General features: G+C 62.0%; 22 protein-coding genes. 12 read left to right on the top strand and 10 right to left on the bottom strand.

Annotated elements, in window-relative coordinates:
* Positions 1-52 precede the first annotated feature (52 nt).
* The 7 genes from WMW70_RS12050 to WMW70_RS12020 all read left to right on the top strand — a co-directional run bounded on the left by WMW70_RS12050 (position 53) and on the right by WMW70_RS12020 (position 8,647).
* Positions 53-763, top strand: a complete 711-nt coding sequence (locus WMW70_RS12050; protein WP_341437747.1) for a response regulator transcription factor — start codon at positions 53-55, stop codon at positions 761-763.
* A 25-nt stretch (positions 764-788) separates the two neighbouring features.
* Positions 789-2,102, top strand: coding sequence for a sensor histidine kinase (locus tag WMW70_RS12045; RefSeq protein ID WP_341437746.1), 1,314 nt, complete (start codon positions 789-791; stop codon positions 2,100-2,102).
* Between the two features lie 86 nt (positions 2,103-2,188).
* A complete protein-coding gene (cysM, locus tag WMW70_RS12040) occupies positions 2,189-3,085 on the top strand; it encodes a cysteine synthase CysM (protein WP_341437744.1) in 897 nt (298 codons plus the stop codon).
* The gene (rlmD, locus tag WMW70_RS12035; protein ID WP_341437742.1) at positions 3,085-4,437 is read left to right on the top strand and encodes a 23S rRNA (uracil(1939)-C(5))-methyltransferase RlmD; all 1,353 of its coding nucleotides are present in this window, start codon (positions 3,085-3,087) and stop codon (positions 4,435-4,437) included. Before cysM ends, rlmD begins: the two co-directional genes overlap by 1 nt.
* Before the next feature lie 313 nt (positions 4,438-4,750).
* Positions 4,751-6,994, top strand: coding sequence for a GTP diphosphokinase (gene relA / locus WMW70_RS12030; RefSeq protein ID WP_341437741.1), 2,244 nt, complete (start codon positions 4,751-4,753; stop codon positions 6,992-6,994).
* A 205-nt stretch (positions 6,995-7,199) separates the two neighbouring features.
* Positions 7,200-8,033 (top strand): nucleoside triphosphate pyrophosphohydrolase, encoded by an 834-nt coding sequence (gene mazG / locus WMW70_RS12025; protein ID WP_341437740.1) that lies wholly within the window; start codon positions 7,200-7,202, stop codon positions 8,031-8,033.
* Positions 8,034-8,107: 74 nt separating this feature from the next.
* A complete protein-coding gene (locus tag WMW70_RS12020) occupies positions 8,108-8,647 on the top strand; it encodes a DUF2058 domain-containing protein (protein WP_341437739.1) in 540 nt (179 codons plus the stop codon).
* 133 nt (positions 8,648-8,780) lie between these two features.
* On the opposite strand, the gene WMW70_RS12015 is transcribed toward WMW70_RS12020, so the two are convergent.
* The 3 genes from WMW70_RS12015 to purM are packed head-to-tail and all read right to left on the bottom strand — an operon-like array spanning position 8,781 to position 11,217.
* Complete coding sequence (locus WMW70_RS12015) at positions 8,781-9,500, bottom strand: DUF3108 domain-containing protein (RefSeq protein WP_341437738.1); 720 nt, start codon at positions 9,498-9,500, stop codon at positions 8,781-8,783.
* Positions 9,501-9,508: 8 nt separating this feature from the next.
* Positions 9,509-10,159 (bottom strand): phosphoribosylglycinamide formyltransferase, encoded by a 651-nt coding sequence (gene purN / locus WMW70_RS12010; protein WP_341437737.1) that lies wholly within the window; start codon positions 10,157-10,159, stop codon positions 9,509-9,511.
* On the bottom strand, positions 10,159-11,217 hold the full coding sequence (purM, locus tag WMW70_RS12005; RefSeq protein WP_341437736.1) for a phosphoribosylformylglycinamidine cyclo-ligase: 1,059 nt from the start codon (positions 11,215-11,217) through the stop codon (positions 10,159-10,161). Before purM ends, purN begins: the two co-directional genes overlap by 1 nt.
* A gap of 212 nt (positions 11,218-11,429) precedes the next feature.
* On the opposite strand from purM, the gene WMW70_RS12000 reads away from it, so the two are divergent.
* A complete protein-coding gene (locus tag WMW70_RS12000) occupies positions 11,430-12,467 on the top strand; it encodes a DUF2066 domain-containing protein (RefSeq protein ID WP_341437735.1) in 1,038 nt (345 codons plus the stop codon).
* Between the two features lie 109 nt (positions 12,468-12,576).
* On the top strand, positions 12,577-13,647 hold the full coding sequence (locus tag WMW70_RS11995) for an AI-2E family transporter (RefSeq protein ID WP_341437734.1): 1,071 nt from the start codon (positions 12,577-12,579) through the stop codon (positions 13,645-13,647).
* 242 nt (positions 13,648-13,889) lie between these two features.
* On the opposite strand, the gene WMW70_RS11990 is transcribed toward WMW70_RS11995, so the two are convergent.
* The 3 genes from WMW70_RS11990 to WMW70_RS22125 form a co-directional block, all read right to left on the bottom strand.
* Positions 13,890-14,363, bottom strand: a complete 474-nt coding sequence (locus WMW70_RS11990) for an OsmC family protein (protein WP_341437733.1) — start codon at positions 14,361-14,363, stop codon at positions 13,890-13,892.
* A 75-nt stretch (positions 14,364-14,438) separates the two neighbouring features.
* Complete coding sequence (locus WMW70_RS11985; RefSeq protein WP_341437732.1) at positions 14,439-14,855, bottom strand: hypothetical protein; 417 nt, start codon at positions 14,853-14,855, stop codon at positions 14,439-14,441.
* A complete protein-coding gene (locus WMW70_RS22125) occupies positions 14,840-15,085 on the bottom strand; it encodes an MAPEG family protein (RefSeq protein ID WP_445942139.1) in 246 nt (81 codons plus the stop codon). Before WMW70_RS22125 ends, WMW70_RS11985 begins: the two co-directional genes overlap by 16 nt.
* A gap of 529 nt (positions 15,086-15,614) precedes the next feature.
* Here WMW70_RS22125 and hda point away from each other — a divergent pair.
* Positions 15,615-16,319 (top strand): DnaA regulatory inactivator Hda, encoded by a 705-nt coding sequence (gene hda, locus WMW70_RS11980; protein WP_341437731.1) that lies wholly within the window; start codon positions 15,615-15,617, stop codon positions 16,317-16,319.
* 96 nt (positions 16,320-16,415) lie between these two features.
* Here hda and WMW70_RS11975 read toward each other — a convergent pair whose 3' ends face one another.
* The 3 genes from WMW70_RS11975 to arsC are packed head-to-tail and all read right to left on the bottom strand — an operon-like array spanning position 16,416 to position 17,771.
* Positions 16,416-16,823, bottom strand: a complete 408-nt coding sequence (locus WMW70_RS11975) for a DUF2069 domain-containing protein (RefSeq protein ID WP_325509194.1) — start codon at positions 16,821-16,823, stop codon at positions 16,416-16,418.
* Positions 16,816-17,421 carry an NAD(P)H:quinone oxidoreductase gene (gene wrbA, locus WMW70_RS11970; protein ID WP_341437730.1) on the bottom strand — a complete coding sequence of 202 codons (606 nt, stop codon included), beginning with the start codon at positions 17,419-17,421 and terminating at the stop codon, positions 16,816-16,818. Before wrbA ends, WMW70_RS11975 begins: the two co-directional genes overlap by 8 nt.
* A complete protein-coding gene (gene arsC / locus WMW70_RS11965; protein WP_341437729.1) occupies positions 17,418-17,771 on the bottom strand; it encodes an arsenate reductase (glutaredoxin) in 354 nt (117 codons plus the stop codon). The genes wrbA and arsC overlap by 4 nt, the downstream gene beginning before the upstream one ends.
* A gap of 105 nt (positions 17,772-17,876) precedes the next feature.
* Between arsC and WMW70_RS11960 the strand changes: the two genes are divergently transcribed.
* Positions 17,877-19,106, top strand: coding sequence for a virulence factor BrkB family protein (locus tag WMW70_RS11960; protein ID WP_341437728.1), 1,230 nt, complete (start codon positions 17,877-17,879; stop codon positions 19,104-19,106).
* A 312-nt stretch (positions 19,107-19,418) separates the two neighbouring features.
* Complete coding sequence (locus tag WMW70_RS11955) at positions 19,419-19,622, top strand: hypothetical protein (RefSeq protein WP_341437727.1); 204 nt, start codon at positions 19,419-19,421, stop codon at positions 19,620-19,622.
* A 51-nt stretch (positions 19,623-19,673) separates the two neighbouring features.
* Here WMW70_RS11955 and WMW70_RS11950 read toward each other — a convergent pair whose 3' ends face one another.
* Entirely contained in the window at positions 19,674-20,066 is a 393-nt protein-coding gene (locus WMW70_RS11950; RefSeq protein WP_341437726.1) for a hypothetical protein, read from the bottom strand.
* Positions 20,067-20,074 lie beyond the last annotated feature (8 nt).

Here is a 20,074-nt window from a genome sequence, read left to right as displayed (position 1 = left end):
TGCGGTGCAGTTAGTAGGTAGAATTATTCTCATTTGTCTCGGTGGTTTTCTCGTGCTCACTGGTAACCGTCCCGCCGCGCGGATTCTTGCGGTCGAAGATGATCCTCTGCTGGCCAGTCATTTGCAGCAGCACCTGCAGGGCAGTGGTTACTGCGTCACCCTCAGAGGCGATGGCCGTGAAGGGCTGCACCTGGCGACCGACGGCGATTTCGACCTAGTGCTACTGGATATTCTGCTGCCCGGCATCGGCGGCCTGGAAGCCTTGCAGCGCCTGCGGGAACGTCGCGGCGTGCCGGTTATCCTGATGTCGGCACTGGGCGGCGAGCAGGATCGGATCAGCGGTTTCAGTCAGGGTGCCGATGACTACCTGCCCAAGCCGTTCAGCATGGATGAGCTGAACGTGCGTGTCGCGGCGGTGCTGCGCCGGGTGGCTTATGAGCGCCGCGAACTGACGGTGCTACCGCAGAGAGGCGGGCTGTTCTTCGATGAGCCGCGTATGGACATAAACCTGACGGGCCGTTGGGCCGGGCTGACGCCCGCGGAGTATCGCGTGCTGGAGCTGCTGGCGCGCAACCTGGACGAGGTGCTGAGCAAGGCGTTCCTTTATCAGCAGGCATTGCATCGTGCCTATGCGGTGCATGACCGCAGTCTGGATATGCACGTCAGCCATATCCGCCGCAAATTGCAGGCCCTGGGCGACACTGGTCTGCGTCTGGAAACCGTGTGGGGCAAGGGTTACCTGCTCAGCGGGCAGGATTGCTGAGGTGGCGCTGCCTGGCCGGCATTCAATGTTCTGGAAACTGGCGGCGTTGCTGGTCACCTTCACCCTGCTGCTGATTTCCCTCAGCTGGTTCTGGAGCCAGCGGGTCGAGCTGCACACCTCCTACCTGTCCAAACCGGCCAAGCAGCAACTGCAGGCTTATGCCGATGCGGCCGAGCAGGCCTGGCTGGAGGGTGGCGCAGCTGCCGCCGATGACTTTCTGCAGCGTCTGCGTGAACGTGAAGCGAGCGCTGCGCTGCTGCTGGACGCTGAGCTGCAGCCGCTTGGGAGTCAGGCGCTGACCCAGACGCAGCGTGAACGTCTGACCTTTATGCGCCAGCTGGACTGGCCGATGAGCCGCCGCTCGGCCGAACTGCCTTATATAGATATTCCCTTTGCCAACGCTGGCGGGCATCTGGTTATTCAGCTGCCGGAACGTTTTCGCCCCTGGGAGTACCGTCAGCCCCTGTTATGGCTAACCCGCGCGTTGTTGCCGGGGATGCTGGCCTTGCTGTTCTGTATCGGGCTTTACCGGGTATTGATTGCCCCGCTGGTGCGTTTGCGCGAGCAGGCCAACGCGCTGCATTGCGATGACTTGTCGGCACGGGCCGGTGCGGTGGCGCGGCGACAGGACGAGCTCGGCGAGCTGGGCCGCGCCTTCGACCATATGGCCGAGCGTCTGCAGGGCACGGTGGAGTTGCAGCGCCAGTTGCTGCGCGACCTGTCCCACGAGCTGCGCACCCCGCTCAGCCGTTTGCGGGTCGCCGCCGAGGGCGGGCTGCAAGGCCAAAGCCTGACGCAGCGGGTGATGCATGAGGTGCAGCTGATGCAGCGGCTGGTCGGCGATACGCTGGAACTGGCCTGGCTGGATACCGAACGCCCTCGCTTGGCCGCCGAACCGGTGGATCTGGAGGCGCTCTGGGACATGCTCTGCGAGCGCGCCTGCTTCGAAAGTGGCTGGGAACCCGAGCGCCTGGTGTATGCCGTCGCGCCGGACTGTCATCTATCCTGCAACCTCAATGCCCTGGCGCGGGCGCTGGAGAACATCCTGCGCAATGCCATCCGCTATTCGCCCGAGGCCGGGCTGATCCGCCTCTGCGGGAAGGCGCAGGGGAGCGAGTGGCACCTGTGGCTGGATGACCAGGGGCCGGGCGTGCCGCCGCAGCAGCTGGCGCAGATATTTCTACCCTTTACCCGCCTCAACGGAGCCCGGCCAGGTGATGGGGGCTTTGGTCTGGGGCTGAGTATCGCGCGCAGCGCCATCGACGGGCAGAGTGGGCGTATATACGCCGAAAACGCTCATCCGGGTTTACGCATCCATCTGCATTTGCCTTCGGTCTGAGGCCGTGGGTGCGACTGCCGTTATGGCTGTCGTCGGTTTGCCGTTATCATGGGTGCCTTCTTTGCCTATGGATCGCCACGTTCGCCATGAGCCCGCAATACCCCACTATCGCCGATTGCATCGGCAACACCCCGCTGGTGCGCCTGCAGCGCCTGCCGGGTAACACCAGCAATACCCTGCTGCTGAAGCTGGAAGGCAATAATCCGGCGGGTTCGGTAAAGGACCGCCCGGCGCTGTCGATGATCAATCGCGCCGAGTTGCGCGGCGATATCCACCCCGGCGACGTGTTGATCGAGGCCACATCCGGCAATACCGGTATCGCCCTGGCCATGGCGGCAGCGATCAAGGGCTACCGGATGATCCTGATCATGCCGGACAACTCCACCGCCGAACGCAAGGCGGCGATGAGCGCCTATGGTGCCGAGCTGATCCTGGTTGGCGGTATGGAGGAGGCCCGCGACCTGGCCCTGCAGATGCAGGCCGATGGTAAAGGCAAGGTGCTCGACCAGTTCGCCAACTACGACAACCCGGAGGCCCATTACCGCGGCACCGGCCCGGAAATCTGGCAGCAGACCGGCGGTGAAATCACCCACTTCATCAGCTCCATGGGCACCACCGGCACCATCATGGGCGTGTCGCGTTTCTTGAAGGAACAGAATCCCGAGGTGCAGATCGTCGGTCTGCAGCCGATGGAAGGCGCGGCGATTCCCGGCATCCGCCGTTGGCCCCAGGAGTACCTGCCGAAAATCTATCAGGCCGAGCGGGTTGATCGCATCATCGACATGGGCCAGCAGGAAGCCGAAGAGGTGATGCGCCGCCTGGCCCGTGAAGAAGGCATCTTCTGCGGGGTGTCCTCCGGTGGTTCGGTGGCGGCCATGCTGCGCCTGTCCCAGGAAGTCGAGAACGCGGTGATGGTGGCGATCATCTGCGACCGTGGCGACCGTTATCTGTCCAGTGGCGTTTACGACGCACCGAGCAACTGATGGCCAAGAAAGACGGCGGTCTGCGCTTTCAACCCAGCGGCGGTTCCCGTGCGCCCCAGGTGCCGGTGGGCAAGAAGCAGAAACTCACCATCGAGCGCCTGGCCAATGATGGTCGTGGCATCGCGTTCAGCGAGGGGCGTACCTGGTTTGTCAGCGGTGCGCTGGCCGGCGAGCAGATCGAGGCGCGGGTGCTGGGTGCCCATGGCAAGGTGGTCGAGGCGCGGGTCGAGCGGATTCTCACGGCCAGTACCGAGCGCCGCAGCGAGGCCTGCGCCCATGCCAAGGTCTGTGGCGGCTGCAGCCTGCAACACATGCCTCATGCCGATCAGCTTGCCCTGAAACAGCGCATGCTTGCCGAGCAGCTCAGCCGCCTGGCCAATCTTGAACCGCATGAGTGGGCCGCGCCGCTGGTTGGCCCGGAGCTGGGCTATCGCCGTCGCGCGCGCATCGCCGTGCGCTGGGACAACAAGGCCAAGCGCCTGGATGTTGGTTTTCGCGCAGCGGCGAGCCAGGACATCATCGCCATCAGCGATTGCCCGGTGCTGGTACAGCCCTTGCAACCGATCCTGCGCGCGTTACCGCTGGTGTTGCGTGAGTTGGATAAACCCCAGGCCATTGGTCATGTCGAGTTGTTCAGCGGCAGCTCTAGTGCTGTGCTGATACGGCATACCGCTGCATTGAGTGAGGCGGATCTGGTCCGTTTGCAGGCGTTCTGCACTGAGCAGAAGGCGCAGTTATGGTTGCACGGCAGCGCCGAGCCGCAGCCGTTTGAGCCAGCGCAGCAGCTGAGTTATCGCCTGGAAGCTTTTGATCTCGACCTGGCTTACCGGCCCGGCGACTTTGTTCAGGTCAACCAGCCGGTGAATGACGCCATGGTTGCCCAGGCCCTGGACTGGCTCGCGCCGCAGGCCGATGAGCGGGTGCTGGATCTGTTCTGCGGCCTGGGCAACTTCGCCTTGCCCCTGGCCCAGCGGGTGAGTGAACTGGTGGCGGTGGAGGGCGTGCAGACCATGGTTGCGCGCGCCGCCGAGAATGCCGCCAGCAATGGCCTGGGCAATGCGCACTTTTTCCAGGCCGACCTGTCCAACCCGCTGGCCGGCGCAGCCTGGGCTCAGGGCGGTTTTGCCGCCGTGCTGCTGGACCCGCCGCGCGATGGCGCGTTGCAGGCGGTCAGGCAAATGACAGCGTTGGGCGTCAAGCGGGTGCTGTATGTGTCGTGCAACCCGACGACCCTGGCCCGCGACAGCGCCGAGTTGCTGGCGCAAGGCTATCGGCTGGAACGCGCCGGTATCCTCGATATGTTTCCGCAAACCGCGCACGTCGAAGCGATGGCGCTGTTTGTCCGGCAGTAGCAGGTCGTTGAAAACGTAGGCGAGGCAGGCAAGACAAGGCAAAAACGGCCGAGGAAGCGGAGTTTACGAGCTGTAAATGAGCATTCCGAGGCCGTTTTTAACGCAGTATTGCCAACGCAGGTAGTTTTCAGCGGTCTGCTAGATGAACGCGCCTGGATCAGGCGGCAGGGTGCTTGGATTTATCCGCGCCCGCCCTTATCTAGGTGCTGCAGGGGCGCGAAGGAATTGCGCCTTAGGTGGTTAAACCGACTCGCCCGTAAGGGCCGTCGACAGTCTGGCTGCCCCGCGGAGCAGCCTATGGAAGGTAAGCAAGATGGTTCAGGTTAGAGCGCATCAGCCGATCAACGACGACGGCAGCATCAACCTCGAGGCCTGGCTCGGGCATGTACTGAGTGTCGATCCGGCACTGGATCGCGAGGCCTTGCGTGAGGCCTGCGAGTTTGCCCGCGAGGCCGAGCAGCAGGCCAATGCTGCACAGAATCTGTGGACCGAGGGTGCGTCGAGCTTCCGCTCCGGTCTGGAAATCGCCGAAATCCTGGCGGACCTCAAGCTCGATCAGGACTCCCTGGTCGCAGCCGTAATCTACCGCTGCGTGCGCGAAGGCAAGGTGCCCTTGGCGTTGGTCCATCAGCGTTTCGGCCCGGTGGTGGCCAAGCTGGTGGAAGGCGTGCTGCGCATGGCGGCGATCAGCGCTTCGATGAACCCGCGCGACTCCCTGGTGCTCGGCTCCCAGGCGCAGGTGGAAAACCTGCGCAAGATGCTCGTGGCCATGGTCGATGATGTGCGCGTGGCGCTGATCAAACTGGCCGAGCGCACCTGCGCGATCCGAGCGGTGAAAGAAGCCGATGACGAGAAGCGTCAGCGCGTGGCCCGCGAAGTATTCGACATCTATGCGCCGCTGGCTCACCGCCTGGGTATCGGCCATATCAAGTGGGAGCTGGAGGACCTGTCCTTCCGTTACCTGGAGCCGGAGCAGTACAAGCAGATCGCCAAGTTGCTGCACGAGCGGCGGATGGACCGCGAGCAGTACATCAACGAGGTGATGGGCCAGCTGCGCGAGGAGCTGGAGGCCACCGGGATCAAGGCCGATATCAGCGGCCGGGCCAAACATATCTACTCGATCTGGCGCAAGATGCAGCGCAAGGGCCTGCAGTTCAGCCAGATCTACGACGTACGCGCGGTGCGCGTGCTGGTTCCGGAAGTGCGCGATTGCTACACCGCCCTCGGTATCGTGCACACCCTCTGGCGGCATATTCCCAAGGAGTTCGACGACTACATCGCCAACCCCAAGGAAAACGGCTACCGCTCGCTGCATACCGCCGTGCTCGGCCCGGAAGGCAAGGTGCTGGAAGTGCAGATACGCACCCAGGCCATGCACGAGGAAGCCGAGCTGGGCGTATGCGCGCATTGGCGCTACAAGGGCACTGACGTCAAAGCCAGTTCCAACCATTACGAAGAGAAGATTTCCTGGCTGCGTCAGGTGCTCGAATGGCACGAGGAACTGGGCGATATCGGCGGCCTGGCCGAGCAGTTGCGGGTGGATATCGAGCCGGACCGGGTCTATGTGTTCACCCCGGACGGTCATGCCATCGACCTGCCCAAGGGCGCGACGCCGCTGGATTTTGCCTACCGCGTGCACACTGAAATCGGCCACAACTGCCGTGGCGCGAAGATCAACGGCCGGATCGTACCGCTCAACTACAGCCTGCAGACCGGCGAGCAGGTGGAGATCATCACCAGCAAGCACGGTACGCCGAGCCGCGACTGGCTGAACTCCAACCTGGGTTACGTCACCACCAGCCGGGCGCGGGCGAAGATCGTCCACTGGTTCAAACTGCAGGACCGCGACCAGAACGTCGCCGCCGGCAAGGTCCAGCTGGAGCGCGAACTGGCGCGTCTGGCGCTGCCTCATGTGGACTTCGACAAGCTGGCCGAAAAAGCCAATATGAAGACCAGCGAGGACCTGTTCGCCTCCCTCGGCGCGGGCGACCTGCGCCTAGCGCAACTGGTCAACCTGGCCCAGCAACTGGTCGAGCCGGACCGGGTCAACGAGCAGCTTGAGCTGATCCCGCGCAAGGCGCTGGGCTTCAAACCAGGCAAGCGCGGCGATATCCAGATTCAGGGCGTCGGCAACCTGCTGACGCAGATGGCGGGCTGCTGCCAGCCGCTGCCGGGCGACCCGATCGTCGGCTATATCACCCTCGGGCGTGGAGTCAGTATCCACCGCCAGGACTGCGCCTCGGTGCTGCAGCTTGGCAGTCGCGAGCCGGAGCGGATTATCCAGGTCAACTGGGGCCCCGTGCCGGTGCAGACCTACCCGGTGGAAATCATCATCAAGGCCTACGACCGTTCCGGCCTGCTGCGTGACGTGACCCAGGTGCTGCTTAACGAGAAACTCAATGTGCTGGCGGTGAACACCCGCTCGAACAAGGACGACAACACCGCGTCCATGTCGATCACCGTGGAGATTCCCGGGCTGGATGCATTGGGCCGGCTGCTGGGGCGTATCTCGCAGCTGCCGAATATTATCGAGGCGCGCCGCCACCGAGTTTCCTGAGCTGCTGCGGTGCCGTCGTAGGATGGGTTAGGCGCATGCCACAGTTACGATAACGGGTGGTGGATCGGGTGCGCCGTAACCCATCATCGGTATTAGCGCTGCATTGGTTCGATGGGGTACGCGGCGCGCTGGTTTTATCATGGCTGCGAGATTAGTTTCCGCGCCGCTAACCCATCCTACGGATGCGTATTAACCGGAATCTGTCATGTACCAACTCGACGACCTGCTGCACCTGATGGCCCGGCTGCGCGACCCGCAGCACGGCTGCCCGTGGGACCTCAAGCAGAGCTACGCGACTATCGTGCCGCACACCCTCGAAGAGGCCTACGAGGTGGCCGATGCCATCGAGCGCGGCGACTTCGATCATCTGCCCGGTGAGCTGGGCGATCTGCTGTTTCAGGTGGTGTATTACAGCCAGCTGGCCCGGGAAGAAGGGCGCTTCGAGTTTGCCCAGGTGGTCGATGGCATCACCACCAAGCTGATTCGCCGCCATCCCCATGTGTTCCCCGATGGCGATCTGTATGGCGCAGTGGATGTGGCCAAGCTGGAAGAAGCCGCGGTCAAACAGCGCTGGGAAGAGATCAAGGCCGAGGAGCGTGCCGAAAAGGCTGCAGCTCCCGAGCAACTCTCACTGCTCGACGATGTGCCCGCGGCGCTGCCATCCCTGAGCCGGGCAATCAAGCTGCAGAAGCGCGCCGCCCAGGTTGGTTTCGACTGGCCCGAGGCTTTGCCGGTGGTCGACAAGGTGCGCGAAGAGCTGGATGAAGTGCTCGAAGCCATGAGCGAGAACGACCCCGAGGCGATCAGCGAGGAAATAGGCGACCTGCTGTTTGTGGTCAGCAACCTGGCGCGGCATCTCAAGGTCGATCCGGAAACCGCCCTGCGCGCCGCCAATGGCAAGTTCGAGCGGCGTTTTCGTTTTATCGAGCAGGCATTGCGCGAAGCGGGGCGCAACATGGAAGATTGCGCCCTGGATGAACTGGACGCGCTCTGGGGCGAAGCCAAGAAGCTGGAAAAGCAGCAGGCCCCGGGTTGCTGAGCACCCGGACGGGATGCTGCGTAACGATTCTGGTGGGTACGCCCACCCAATATTGATTGTTGGAAAGGTAGGTTATGGCTCTCTCACTACGCGATCAGTTGCTTAAAGCCGGGCTGGTCAACGAAAAGCAGGCCAAGCAGGTCAGCAAGGAAAAACAGAAGAAGCAGCGTCTGGAGCAGAAAGGCCATATCGAGAAGGATGAGTCGCAGAAGCTCGCCGCTCAACAGGCTATGGCCGAGAAGGCCGCCCGTGACCAGGAGCTCAACCGTCAGCAGCAGGAGAAGATCGAGCAGAAGGCCCGTGCCGCGCAGATCAAGCAGCTGATCGAGGTGTCGCGCCTGCCCAAGTTGACCACCGAGGACTACTACAACTTCGTCGACGACAAGAAGGTCAAGCGCCTCTCGGTAAACAAGCTGATGCGCGACAAGCTCAGCAGCGGCTCGCTGGCCATCGTGCGCCACGGCGGCGGCTACGAAGTGATTCCACGCGAGGCTGCGCTAAAGATTCAGGAGCGCGACGCTCAGCGCGTGGTGCTGCTCAATACCCCCACCGAAGCGCCGGATGCCGACGATCCTTACGCGGCCTATCAGGTGCCGGATGATCTGATGTGGTGATGGCGAACGCCGTTTAAACAGCCATTGGGTTCCCGGATTGTGCTGACGCTTATCCGGGCTACACACTGCCAGCACGCATCACCAGGCAAAAAAACCGAGCCAGTGGCTCGGTTTTTTTGTAGCCGGCGTGTGCTCAGTCGCGGCGGCCTTCGACCGGCTTGCCATCGACCGTGCCTTCCTTAAGCATGATCTGGTATTCCTTGCCGTCGGTTTCCACCTGGTGCAGGCGCACCAGCAGGTAGTTCCAGTCCTTGGCGAACCAGAGCACGGTCTTGCGGGTGGTCTGGGTCGGGTCGCGTACGCGCTCGACCTTGATTGCATCGACCATGCCGGCCTTGGTGCGCACCACTTCTTCGCCCAGGACGCGGAAGTCGTAGGTTTCCACCTCGTCGCCGTCGACCACCTGGTAGCTCATGCTCTGCTTGCCGGCAGCCACGTCGTACTGCAGGGCCAGTTGGTAGGACGACTTGTCCAGCAGGCCGCGATTGAGCGGCAGGCGCACGGGGTTGCCGCGATCCGAGCCGACGACCTGCTTGCTCTTCCAGTCGAAGCTGTGTTCGATTTTCTTGCCCTTGCCCAGGCCGCTGCGTTCATACAGGTAGGACTGAGGCAGCAGGGCAGAGTTTTCGAAGCGCAGGGTGCTTTGCTCGGTAAGGCTGGCGACCAGCATCGAGGCTTCGAAGCTGAGCTTCCACTGGTCGTTGCCTATAGCCTCCAGGCTGCGTGAGGCCGTGCCGCTGACGGGCAGTTGCTTCCAGTCGGCAGTGTAGCTGGCGGAGAAGGGCTTCAGCGCACCGGCGGCCAGGGCCGGCAGGCTGAACAGTGCAAGTGCGAACAGTAAGGCGCGACGCATGTTCTCTCCTAGATTCGAATTATCTGGCCGGTACTTGGCAGTGCCTGTCCGTCGAGCGTTGCCCCCTGGGCTTCAAGGTGCAGGCGACCTTCGGCAAACCAGGTCACGGCCAGCGGATAGATCAGGTGTTCCTGGGTGTGAACCCGCTGCGCCAGGCTTTCTGGCGAGTCGTCCGACTGTACCGGTATTACTGCCTGTACGACCAGTGGCCCACCATCGAGTTCCTCGGTGACGAAGTGCACGCTGCAGCCATGCTCGCGATCACCGGCCTCCAGGGCCCGTTGATGGGTGTGCAGGCCTTTGTATTTGGGCAGCAGGGAGGGGTGGATGTTCAGCAGGCGGCCGGCGTAATGACGGACGAAGCCGGGGGTGAGGATGCGCATAAAGCCGGCCAGTACTACGAGCTGCGGGTCGAACGCATCAATGGCCTCGACCAGCGCGGCGTCGAAGGCCTCGCGGCCGTCGAACTGCTTGTGATCGAGGATCTGGGTGGCGATGCCGGCATCTTGCGCACGCTGCAGGCCGTAGGCATCGGCGCGGTTGGAAATCACCGCGACGATGCGAGCCGGATTGCCGTCATGGGCGATGCTATCAATCAGCGCCTGCAGGTTGCTGCCGGAGCCGGAGATCAGCACCACCACATTGCACTGTGCCGACATTAGTGCTGTTTCAGATTGTTCAGTACGACCTGGGCGGCACCTTCGGCGGCTTCACCGATCTGGCCGATTACCCATGGCTGCTCGCCGGCGGCGGTCAGGGTTTGCAGGGTGATCTCGACCTGATCCTGCGCCACGCAGATAACCATGCCGACGCCGCAGTTGAGTACGCGGTGCATCTCGTGCTCATCGACGTTGCCTTTTTCCTGCAGCCAGTCGAATACCGCCGGGCGAGTCCAGCTGGCCACGTCGACCACGGCCTGTGCGCCTTTTGGCAGTACACGCGGGATATTGTCCAGCAGGCCGCCGCCGGTGATATGGGCCATGGCTTTGACTGCGCCAGTGTCCTTGATCAGCTTGAGCAGCGGCTTGACATAGATGCGGGTCGGGGCCATCAGCAGGTCGGTCAGCGGCTTGCCGTCGACCTGGGTGGTTTCGATTTCGGTGCCCGACACTTCGATGATCTTGCGGATCAGCGAGTAGCCGTTGGAGTGCGGGCCGGAGGACGGCAGGGCGATCAGGGCATCACCGGTGGCGACTTTCGAGCCGTCGATGATTTCGGCCTTTTCCACCACGCCGACGCAGAAGCCGGCCAGGTCGTAGTCTTCGCCTTCGTACATACCCGGCATTTCAGCGGTTTCACCGCCAACCAGGGAGCAGCCAGCCAGTTCGCAACCGGCACCGATGCCGGTGACAACGGTGGCAGCCACGTCGACATTGAGCTTGCCGGTGGCGTAGTAATCGAGGAAGAACAGCGGCTCGGCACCACAGACCACCAGGTCATTGACGCACATGGCGACCAGGTCCTGGCCGATGCTGTCGTGCTTGTTCAGGTTCAGCGCCAGGCGCAGCTTGGTGCCCACGCCGTCGGTGCCGGACACCAGTACCGGCTGCTTGTAACCGGCCGGGATCTCGCACAGCGCGCCGAAGCCGCCCAGCCCACCCATGACTTCCGGACGGGCGGTGCGCTTGGCCACGCTTTTGATGCGCTCGACCAGGGCTTCGCCGGCGTCGATATCCACGCCTGCGTCCTTGTAGCTGATGGAGGGTTGCTTGCTCATAGATCCAGGCCTTTAAGGAGGGAATTCGGGTATGCAACGGCGCTGCTGTGCAGCCCGTCTACGAAGGCGCGCGATTTTATCAGGCTTGCCGGGCAGCGGCCACCCGGGCGGTGCGATGGTTGCGGGCGTTGGGGCGGCTGTTTAAGGTATAGGCCTTCGCGCGCGGCCTGCCAGACCGTCGTGCGCCATTTTCCGTCCGTCGAGAATCTCCCATGCGCTTGTCTGCTCGCCTGCTCCTTGTGTGTTTGCCGCTGTTCAGCCTGCCGGGTCTGGCTGCGCCGATGGCCGATCTGTATCAGGTCCGCGAACCGGTCGCCAGCCAGCAGCCGGAAGAGCGCGACGCGGCGCTGGGGCGCGCCCTGGATATCTTGATCCAGCGTCTGACCGGCAAGGCCGATGCGCCGCAAAGCCCGGCACTGGCGCAGCTGCGCAAGGAGCCGCAGCAGGTCGTGAGCAAATACGGCTATGAAGGCGACGCCTTGCTGGTCGAGTTCGATTCGACAAGCACCGAGCGCGAGCTGCGCCAGGCCGGTTTTGCCCTGTGGGGGGCCAATCGCCCGGCGATTCTGGCCTGGTGGTTGAATGATGCCACTGATGGCAGCAGCCTGGTCGGCGACGGTCAGAGCAGTGCCCAGGTATTGCGCCAGGCGGCGCAGTACCGCGGTTTGCCGCTGCGTTTGCCCTTGGCCGATCTTGAGGAGCAACTGCTGGCGACCCCGGAGAACCTTCTGGCGGGCGAGCCGGATACCCTGCGTTCGGCCTCGGAGCGCTATGCCGCAGATGCGCAGCTGGCCGTGCTGGCCCGCGAGGCCGACGGCCAATGGCAGGCCGAATGGCGCTTGTGGCTCGGCGATGAGCGCGAGCAGGGCAAGGCCCAGGGTGCTGATCAGGCGGCGCTGGCCGATGCGCTGCTGCTGGCCGTCAGTCAACGTCTGGCCCCGCGCTTTCTTGTCACACCGGGTGCCGCGACCAGTCTGACTCTGGAAATACAGGGTGTTGACCTCAAGCGTTACGCCGAACTGCAACGGCTTCTCGAACCCTTTGCCGCTCAGCTGAGCAGGGTCCAGGGCGAAACCCTGACCTTCCAGGTGAATGCCAGTGCCGAACAGCTGCGCGCCCAGCTGGCCTTGGCGCAGCTGCATGAGGTCACCGAGCCGGCTCCGAGCGCTGAATCCGATGCGGCTACCGCCGCCGGCGAACCCGCACCACGCCTTCTGCCGCGCACTGATGTACTGCGCTTTCGCTGGTAGACTGCGGGCCTAAGCCCGGCCGGCGGCAGGGTTGCTCTGTCGTTGCGCCCTGGTCGCCCGTGTTCGGGCATCCCCCCGGTTGGACTGTTTGGCTAAAGGAGAGCGCGGCATGATCGAATCTCAGCGGTGGTTATGGATAGCAGGGGTGTTGCTGCTGGGCTGGTTGCTGTATCTGCTGCATCCGATTCTCTCGCCCTTTCTGATCGGCGTGCTGCTGGCCTATATGGGCGACCCGCTGGTGGATCGCTTCGAGCGCTGGAAGCTTTCGCGCACCTGGGGTGTGGTGGTGGTGTTCGCGCTGATCGGCCTGGTGATGGCCATTCTGCTGCTGGTGCTGGTACCCATGCTGGGCAAGCAGTTGATGCGTCTCTACGAAATGGCTCCCGAGATGCTCGACTGGCTGCAGAACCAGGCGCTGCCCTGGGTGCAGCTCAAGCTCGGCCTGGACGAAGGCTTCTGGCGTTTCGACAAACTCAAGGAAGCCTTTTCCGGGCAGGTGGATAAAACCACCGATATCCTTGGCATGCTGCTGTCCAAGGCCACCGCTTCGGGGCTGGCGCTGCTGGCCTGGCTGGCCAACCTGATGCTGATCCCGGTGGTGAGCTTCTACCTGATGCGCGACTGGGACCTGATGGTGGCCAAGCTGCGCAATCTGCTGCCGCGCGGTCGGGAAGGGCTGGTGGTGAAGTTGTTCAGCGAGTGCCATGAGGTGCTGGGCGCATTCCTGCGCGGCCAGTTGCTGGTGATGCTGGCGCTGGGCGTGATGTACGCCAGCGGTCTGATGCTGATCGGCCTGGAGCTGGGCCTGCTGATCGGTGTGCTGGCTGGCCTGGCCAGTATCGTGCCGTACCTGGGGGTGGTGGTCGGCATCGGCGCGGCCCTGACCGCCGGGCTGTTCCAGTTCGGCGTGGATTTCTACCCGCTGCTGGGCATTACCGCAGTGTTTGTGGTCGGGCAGATGCTCGAAGGCATGCTGCTGACTCCCCTGCTGGTGGGGGATCGCATCGGCCTGCACCCGGTGGCGGTGATCTTCGCCATCATGGCGGGCGGCCAGCTGTTCGGCTTTACCGGCATCCTCCTGGCCCTGCCAGTGGCTGCGGTGATCATGGTGCTGGTGCGTCATCTGCATGTTTTCTACAAGCAGTCCGAGACCTATGGCGCGCCAACAACGGAAGACTGATTTGCGCAGCAGAGGCTGACAGCGCGGTTAGGCGCGCCGAGGGACTGAATAACGCCATCCAGGCTTATGTGTTCGGCAACGATCAACTTGCGCATAGCGTTCACCAGGTGCGTCCTCGTAAAGGGTATGCCTCTGCAATCACGACAACCAAGCAGCTGCATTCCCTAACGGATAGTCGAGCAAGACTCTGCGAAATCGACAAGGTGATATTTTGTGGGGCAGTCCGTCCTTGCGGCGACTGGTTAGACGGCAAGATAGACGGGCTCGCAACGCACTTCTGTTTTTACTGAGTTGGCAATAAAACACTCTTGATGTGCTTCATGGTGCATTTTTTCGATCTGTTCTCGGTTCGGCACTCTTTCACCTGAGAAGCTCACGGCGGGTTTGAGTGTGACGACTGTCATGGCCAGTTTTCCGTCTGGATTTTTCTCCATTACGCCAATGGCTTTGTCGGCGTAGCGATCTACGCAAAATCGCCGTTTGGCTGCGATGGAGAGAAACCAGAGCATGTGACAGCTTGAAAGTGAGGAAACGAAGGCTTCCTCGGGATCAACCGCTGCTGCGACCGACATGGGGATGGGTACTACATGCGGCGATGAAGACCCCGGCACGTCTATACCGCCATCAAAGCGGAGGATGTGTTCTCGGCTGTAACGATTGCCGAGAAAGTCTTGCCCATTGCGTGTCCAAATAACTTCAGCAACATACTCGGCCATAAGGTTTCCTTCCCGTGTTTGAGTCCTTCGGTCTGCGCGGCGCTATAGCTCGGTCCGGTAAGCGCCACGAGCAGCTTAAACCGTATTGACCTCGATAAACCACTTGGGCTGCATAGTCTCGAAATCCTGGCGGATATTGGATGGCAGATAGCTGGCAGAATCCAGTACAAAAGCTTGGCCATCCATACGCTTGAATACCACCCAATGCCAGAAGTCTTTACCTTCCTCCTGATGATGCTTGATGGCCAATAACGCCAGGTCGGGCAATGCCTGCCAGGACTCAAATGGAACTTCGTCTTGAGAGATTTGAACGCCTGCACTGGACAACAGGCGTCTAACATACTGGGTATCGGACCACAGCGATTTATCTGACGCATAAATACCCATGGAATTGGCTATGGCCTTCATCTCTGAGTACGGTTTACCCAGAATGTTGGCAATTGATGCAATTCCGCATCCCGTGGTTTCTTCCTGCACTATCGCTTTGCGCATTGATAATCCCTTGCTGTCTGAAGAGCTGATTGTGCGGCACCTGGAGTATTCAAGAGTGCTATAACTGCAATATAGGTCAACGCAAATAATGGGATATTGGACAAGGCGAAAAGCAAGAAACGTATTTCGATTTTGTTGACCAGCGACTGTACAAGGCTATGCCCAATGCGTAGGAAGGCATACGCCCACGCAAACAGCAGGCTTGTTTGAGATTGAACATCCAGTAGCATCTTGATTTATGGTGAGTTCCAGTGTTTTTCTTAGTTTCTTGAGGTCGTTTAAATTTGTGCGTCCGGACAAGCCAAGCAGTAACGTTAATATAATTTTTTCATGGCGGCATTCCGCGTGTTTTAATTTTCAAGTTATAGCTATTAATTAGGCGGCATCGCTGTCACATAACACACCAGCCGGTGTCTGATCACCTTCCCTGTCACACGCTAAGCTTTTGAATTGCCTATAAGCCCGAACGCTAAACGCGACACGGGGGGGGCGCAAAGCGACATAGAACAAGCCCGAGTGCCGGGCACTGCACCATTCCGCTAGAAACTACTGATCACCCCTGCAACTGTCTAGCAACGGTGTTGAAAAAGTGCCGCACATATCCCCCGCGTTGGCAGGCTGGGGCCGAAGTCGGGCGGGTAGGGGCGCTGCGGCCAGTAAAGACTCGCTTTATCCATCAATGACTTAGCGCTAAGAAGGCTATAAACTTTGCGGACTTTATGGAGACCCCCTGCGGTTCCGACGGACCGCTCAGCCTGTATGACACCCATCCAACTGCCATTAGGTGTGCGTTTACGCGATGACGCCACCTTCGCCAACTACTACCCCGGAGCCAACGCTGCGGCGCTTGGTTATGTCGAGCGTCTGTGCGAAGCGGATGCGGGGTGGACGGAAAGTCTGATCTATCTCTGGGGCGGTGCCGGTGTGGGCTGCAGCCATCTGTTGCAGGCGGCCTGTCTGCGTTTCGAGCAGCGTGGCGAGCCGGCGGTGTATCTGCCACTGGCCGAGGTGGTCGAGTACGGGCCGGCGCTGCTGGATAACCTGGAGCAGTGCGAGCTGGTCTGTCTGGACAATCTGGATGCGGTGGCCGGGCGTGCCGACTGGGAGGAGGCGCTGTTTCATCTGTTCAACCGCCTGCGCGACAGTGGCCGGCGGTTGCTGCTGGCGGCCAATGCCTCGCCGCGGGAGCTGCCGGTGCAGCTGGCCGATCTGCAGTCGCGCCTGACCCTGGCGCTGGTGTTTCAGCTGCAGTCACTGTCCGATGAGGACAAGCTGCGTGCCCTGCAGTTGCGCGCCTCGCGCCGCGGCCTGCACCTGAGCGATGAAGTCGGGCGCTTTATCCTGACCCGCGGCGAGCGCAGCATGAGTGCGCTGTTCGACTTGCTCGAGCGCCTCGACCAGGCCTCGCTGCAGGCCCAGCGCAAGCTGACCATTCCCTTTCTGAAAGAAACCCTGGGCTGGTAAGGGCCTGCCATAGGCAGCAAGCCAAAGCCATAAGCCGTCAGTAACAGCCTGATGCAGTCAGCGCGCGGGCCGCTCGCTGACTCATGCAGCTTGCAGTTATTCGCCGGCCAACTTGCGGTCGTACTGGAAGCGCCAGCGAGTGAACATCAGGGCGGCGCAGAACAGGCTGAAGCTGAGCAGCGTCAGCAGCCAGCCATAGAGCGCCTTGGAGGGGTCGAAGGCGGCCAGCACGCCCTGGATAAAGTACAGGTTGACCACAAAGCAGGCCCAGGCGTGAGCGCGGGCGTTGCCCAGGAATATCCCGGGTGCCAGCAACAGCAGGGGAGCCAGCTGAAAAGCCAGGATCACCCAGAGCAGCGTGCCTGGTATCTCGGCGAACTGCAGATTCCACACCACCAGCAGCAGGGTCAGGGCCAGGAAGCTGAGCAGGCTGGCGGTACGGCTGATGGCCAGGCGCGGTTTGAGCCATTCCAGCGACGGCAGGGGCTTGGGGGTTTTAGCCACGGCGGCTCTCCAGTTTTTCTGCGGTTTGCGCCAGGCGCTGGCCCAGGGCGCGGCACAGGGTTATTTCATGCTCGTCCAGCGGGCGTTTGCCATCGGCACCGGCATGGTGGCTGGCACCGTAGGGCGTGCCGCCGCCACGGGTCTCCAGCAGCGCGGCTTCGCTATAGGGCAGGCCGGTAATCAGCATGCCATGGTGCAGCAGTGGCAGCATCATCGACAGCAGGGTGGTTTCCTGGCCGCCATGCAGGCTGGCGGTGGAGGTGAACACGCCGGCCGGTTTGCCGACCAGGCCGCCAGTCAGCCAGAGGCTGCTGCTGCCGTCGAGAAAATACTTGAGCGGCGCGGCCATGTTGCCGAAACGGGTCGGGCTGCCCAGAGCCAGGCCGGCGCAGTTCTTCAGTTCGTCGAGGCTGGCGTAGGGCGCGCCTTCTGCCGGGATCTGCGGCGCGACTGCTTCGCACTCGCTGGAGATGGCCGGGACGGTACGCAGGCGCGCTTCCAGGCCGGCCATCTCCACGCCGCGGGCAATCTGCCGGGCCATTTCGGCGGTGGCACCGTGGCGGCTGTAATACAGGACCAAGATATAGGGAGCGCTCACGGCAGTACCTCCAGGACTTTCTCCGGCGGCCGGCCGATCACGGCCTTGTCGCCGGCGACCAGAATCGGCCGCTCAATCAGTTTCGGGTGTTGGCTCATTGCCTCGATCAGCTGCGCGTCGGTCAGCGCCGGGTTGGCCAGGCCGAGCTGCTGGTAGGCGTCTTCGCCGCTACGCAGCAGTTGGCGCGGGGCGATCCCGAGCTGGCGCAGCAGGGTCTGCAACTGGCCGATATCGGGTGGCGTTTCCAGGTAGCGCACAATGCTGGGCGTCAGGCCGCGTTCTTCGAGCAGCTGCAGGGCGGCCCGGGATTTTGAGCAGCGCGGATTATGGTAGAGCGTAAGGTCGGTCATATTCGGGTCGCTTGTTGCCGTGGATGGCGGCTATTCTAACCGCTTACGGCAGCTGCGCCTTCGTCTGAAGCGGGTTGTCGCGGTGCAAGTGGCTAAGGAGAGGGCATGCGTCAGCGCATTAACAACTGGTGGGAGTTCTGGCGTTTTCTGCTGCAGCGCTTTCTTGCCGACCGGGGTGCCAACAATGCCGCGGCCTTGACCTACACCACGCTGTTCGCCGTGGTGCCGATGATGACCGTGACCTTCTCCATGCTGTCGGCCATTCCGGCTTTTCAGGACACCGGCGAGCAGATCCAGAGTTTTATCTTTCGCAACTTCGTGCCTTCGGCAGGGGAGACCCTGCAGCAGTACCTGCGCGACTTCACTACCCAGGCCCGCCAGCTGACCTGGATCGGGGTGGTGATTCTGGCTGCGACGGCCTTCTGGATGCTGGTAACCATCGAAAAGGCCTTTAACACTATCTGGCGCGTACGCCAGCCGCGTCGTGGCGTGTCGAGCTTTTTGCTGTATTGGGCGATCCTCAGCATGGGGCCGATCCTGCTTGGCGGCGGCTTCGCCATCAGCACCTATATCGCCTCGCTCTCGCTGATTTCCGGCCCCGATGCGTTACTTGGGGTGCAAACCCTGCTGAAGTTCATGCCCCTGCTGTTCAGCGTAGCGGCCTTCACCTTGCTCTATGCCACGGTGCCCAATGCTCAGGTGCCGATGCGCCATGCCTTGCTGGGCGGCCTGTTCGCCGCGGTCCTGTTCGAAGTGGCGAAGATGCTGTTCGGCCTCTATGTGCGGTTGTTTCCGGGTTATCAACTGATCTACGGCGCGTTCGCCACCGTGCCGCTGTTCCTGCTGTGGATTTATGTGTCCTGGCTGATCGTGCTGTTCGGTGCCGAGGTGGTGTGCAACCTGGGATCTTCGCACCAGTGGCGCAAACGCGCGGTACCTCGCCTGCTGGTCGTACTGGGAGTCTTGCGGGTATTCCACGAGCGTCAACAGTCGGGCTTCAAGGTGCGCCTGCGCGATGTGCAGCGCCAGGGCTGGATGCTGGCCGAACATGAGTGGGAGGAGGTTCTGGAGTTTCTCGAACAGCAGCAGCTGATTGCCTCGACCGGTTCGGGCACCTGGGTGTTGAGCCGTGATCTCGGTCAGTACACCCTGGCCCAGTTGCTCAGCCGCAGCCCCTGGCCGCTGCCGCGTCTGGCGCAGTTGCCCGAGCAGCTCGACGAGCCCTGGTATCCGGCATTGCGCAGTGGGCTGGAAAAACTGCATGAGGAACAACTGGTGCTATTTGGCGAGAGTCTCGCGCATTGGCTGCACCCGGAAGCGGAGCCGGTCGAGTAGGTGACAAAAAACGTCAGTTTGCGGCGCGCTGTCGGGGTTGTGGTAGCGCGCAGTTAAGAGGGGATGCACTACCAGGCTGTTGAAAAACTACCTGCGTTGCCGATACGGCGTTAAAAACAGGCTCGGAATGCTCATTTACAACTCGTAAACTCCGCTTCCTCGCCTGTTTTTGCCTTGTCTCGGCTGCCTCGCTTACGTTTTTCATCGGCCTGCTAAACGCGGTAAAGGAGGCTGGCACGCTTCTGGCAATCACTCGATTGATTGCAATCAGATTGCCAGCATGGCAGGGATTGATGGAGTGCGAAGAGCGCTATGACAGCCAGCAAAGGCAATGTGATTCATCTGTACCTGCGTGACCCGCAAGAGGCGCTGGAGCGGCTTAACCGGATTACCGGTTTGCGTTTCTCGAGTTGGCCGCAATCGCTGGTACCCCCGAGCGATCCCCCTGGGCAGGCGCAGGCCGAGGCTTGCACCCAGGTGCAGGACGCTACTCAGGTAAGCGGTGTGTCGGGCTGAATGCAAAACCCCGCGTCGATGCGCGGGGTTGGTGGCAGAGCCAGTATCACTTCAGGCAGTGGCCCGGCGAGGGCTGGCTAGCGCCAGTTCGACGGCCTGGACGAAGAGCTCTTCGACCGCCAGGCTTTGCGTGGTGACGGCCGAACGCAGGCGTACCTGCATGTCTTCGATCTTCTGTTTCACCGGCAGGCGAGCGACGCCGGAGAGGAGGATCTTGTTGTGCTGGCTGACCTTGCCGTGATCGATCATCACCTCACGGCGGGTGGTGCCATCGAGGTAGCTGATAAGCAGGGAAACCGGCAGGTTGGCCAGGCCGGGCAACTGCAGCCAGGCGGCGACGTTGAACTCGGCAACGCGGCCTTCATAAGGCGTGACCTGCAAGCGGGCCAGGTTGACGATCTGGGAAGGTACCGGGCCAATCAGCTTGTCGTGGGCTTGGGTCATGATTGCGT

This window comes from Pseudomonas sp. XK-1, from assembly GCF_038069885.1.
In the GTDB taxonomy this organism is placed as follows: domain Bacteria; phylum Pseudomonadota; class Gammaproteobacteria; order Pseudomonadales; family Pseudomonadaceae; genus Aquipseudomonas.
Note: the sequence above shows the minus strand (reverse complement) of the source record. Positions and strands in the feature narration are given on the sequence as shown.